We start from the raw sequence: 1,161 nt of genomic DNA on the forward strand, positions 1-1,161 counted from the left end.
CGCCGGCCGGCGTCCGTCCCGACCGGCGGCGGACCTGCCCCGGCAGGCGGCGTACGAGGCGGTCGCGGCGGTGCACCGGGACGACGCGTACGCCAACCTGGTGCTCCCGACGATCCTGCGCGACATGGGGCTGTTCGGTCGCGACGCCGCCTTCGCCACCGAGCTGACCTACGGCACCCTGCGCCATCTCGGCACCCTGGACGCGATCCTCAGCGACGCCGCCGGGCGCGACGTCGAGCGCATCGACCCGCCGGTCCGCGACGCGCTGCGGATCGGGGCCTACCAGCTTCTGCACACTCGGGTGCCCCCGCACGCGGCGGTCTCCTCCACCGTCGACCTGGTCCGCACGGTGGGCCCCGGCGCCACCGGGTTCGCCAACGCGGTCATGCGCGAGGTCTCCGGCCGGGACTCCGACGCCTGGGTGGCGAAGCTCGCCCCGCCGATGGAGACCGACCCGATCGGGCACCTGGCCCTGGCGTACAGCCACCCGCAGTGGATCGTGCGGGCGTTCTCCGAGGCGCTCGGCGGCGACCTCGGCGAGACCGCCCGGCTGCTGATCGAGGACAACGAGCGCCCGCCGGTGCACCTGTGCGCCCGGCCGGGGCTGGCCGACGCGGTGGAGCTGGCCGACGAGGTCCGGGGCACCCCGGGCGCCTTCTCCCCGTACGCCGTCTATCTGTCCGGGGGCGCGCCGGGTGACCTGCCGGCGCTGGCGCAGGGGCGCGCGCACGTGCAGGACGAGGGCTCCCAGCTGGTGGCCAACGCCCTGGCGGTGGCGCCGCTGGACGGCTCGGACGGGCGGTGGCTGGACCTGTGCGCCGGCCCGGGCGGCAAGTCCGGCCTGCTCGGCGCGCTCGCCGCCCAGCGGAACGCGCGGGTGACCGCCGTCGAGGTCTCCGAGCACCGGGCCCGGCTGGTCGAACAGGCCACCCGGGGGTTGCCGGTGACCGTGCTCAACATGGACGGCCGCGAGGTCGGTGCCGACCCGGAGCTGCCGGAGGGCCACTTCGACCGGGTGCTGGTCGACGCGCCGTGCACCGGGCTGGGCTCGCTGCGTCGTCGGCCGGAGTCGCGCTGGCGGCGGCAGCCCTCGGACCTGCCGCCGCTGACCCGGTTGCAGCGCGAGCTGCTCGCCGCGGCGCTGCGGGCGGTCCGCCCGGG

At 77.1% G+C, this 1,161-nt stretch carries 1 protein-coding gene; it reads left to right on the forward strand.

Features of this window, described 5'->3' with window-relative positions; all coding sequences use genetic code 11:
* Window positions 1-34 precede the first annotated feature (34 nt).
* Window positions 35-1,161: RsmB/NOP family class I SAM-dependent RNA methyltransferase (locus NCC78_RS31810; RefSeq protein WP_250799167.1), on the forward strand; the 1,127-nt coding region annotated here is incomplete at its 3' end.

This window comes from Micromonospora phytophila, assembly GCF_023656545.1.
Lineage (GTDB): Bacteria > Actinomycetota > Actinomycetes > Mycobacteriales > Micromonosporaceae > Micromonospora > Micromonospora phytophila.